Source organism: Vibrio sp. (assembly GCF_050299255.1).
GTDB lineage: Bacteria > Pseudomonadota > Gammaproteobacteria > Enterobacterales > Vibrionaceae > Vibrio.
In genome coordinates, this window is the sequence record NZ_JBNKVP010000176.1 from 1 (window position 1) to 1,700 (window position 1,700).

Here is a 1,700-nt window from a genome sequence, read left to right on the forward strand (position 1 = left end):
GGTTGACCGGTGTCAGTGTGCCGCTGAGCGAAAAGGTTTCACTGAGCAGTTGAGTGTTGTTGGGACCGTTGTGCAGAAGATGGATAACACCATCCAGAGTCGCGGCGGCAAGTGTACCACTGGCCTGAAATCCACAGGCTAGTGGTTCTTTCTCCCCCGGCGTGAGCGCATTCACCGTTTCGCTAAAATGGTGGAGGGGAAAGGCACTGCCGGACCAGGCGTTACAAGCGGTATCATCATAGGGACCGGCATATTCACTTTGACTGATATCCAGCTTGTTAAATTCTGACGTGTTATAACTTAAGCAACTCAGTTGTGCCGTTGCGCCAATTTTATAAATCAACAAGATCGTGGCGCCCAGAGCGACTAAACTAAAACTGCCTTCACTGTGTGTACAGATAGGCTTTTCTGTCTGCTGCCAGGCTCCGTTGCGATAATCGAGACTATACAAGCTCCCCTGCTGATCGCTGTAAACCAGTAAAAAACGGGATTGGCAGGGTACAGCCACCAGTGCAACATCAGCAATACTGTCGTTGACGGGCACCTCAATATCGCACCAGCCCTGGTTGAGATCATAGTGTTTAACCGCGAGCTGTTTCTCGTTATTGCGATACGCGAGCAGCAACGCTGTCTCACTGGCGGCTGCACTTAGGCTCATAGGCGGCGGGTTAGGGTCGCGGTCAGCGTCTTCGGCAAAGGGCAGCGCTTGTGACCAGTGAGTGCCGTCAAAGGTACTAAAGCACAGCGTGCCATTGTCGTCTGAGCCAATCAGATAAAGTCTGTCGGCGTAGCTGGCGGAGCAGAGCTGTCGAAGCGGTTTTAACGGTGTTTGCTGTGGCACCTGCCATTGAAACTGCCTGCCCCACAGAAACTGAAACCAGTTTGCTTCGCGATCATTTTTACCCAGATCACCGAGGTTGAAATTTTTCTCTATGGTTTTTAACAGGCTGTAGTGATTATAGCCTTCGTGCTGCTGGCCCGGTGCAATCATATCCCCCAGCAGCACAGTGTAAATTTGATTGGGACCGTCATAGGTGTACTTCTTGCCTTTATCGTAAAAAGCTTCGAAGTCCGCTTCGTCATAGGTGACAACGACCAACGTGCGCGGCGGAAGTTTACTGTCGGGGCCGGGGAAGTTCAACCCTGCAAAAAACGACTCCAGCCAACGCGCCTGCTGATCCACCAGTATGGGCGCGCGTTCGCCTTTAAGATCATTATTTAAACTACCCGCCAGGTAGTGACCATCGTTCCACATGTTCGGGGTGAACCAGGCGTATTCAGGTAACTCGCCGTTAAGCAGGTCGCGCCAGAACCCCGCTTCATTATCAATATTGTTCCAGCGTTGTTGATTGTTCAGAATATTTTTAAACGAGGAGAAAGGGTTATGTTTGATAACGTAGGGGAAATGATCTTTGGGGGTAAAGTTATGCGCACACCAGGGTGTATCCTCAGCGATGTAGCTGTCCATATACGCTTTCCAACGCAGGTTTTGCGCTGAGGCTTCGATTAAATCGACAATGGTTTGCTGTGGCAGAGGCGACGGCTGCTTATCATCGCTGACACCGCAAAGCTCTCCGGCAATAGATGCAATGTAATTCGTCTGCGAAGGATGCATTACTCCAAAGCTGTTACACAGCTCTATACCCTGCGCCGCCAGTCTGCGCATATAATCGTTTTCCATCACATAGCCACGGTACTCA

The 1,700-nt window shown here is 50.8% G+C and carries 1 protein-coding gene; it reads right to left on the bottom strand.

Annotated elements, in window-relative coordinates:
• A partial coding sequence (locus tag ACQY6F_RS18905) for an alkaline phosphatase family protein (RefSeq protein WP_428776663.1) occupies nt 1-1,681 on the bottom strand: 1,681 nt, incomplete at its 3' end.
• Nucleotides 1,682-1,700 lie beyond the last annotated feature (19 nt).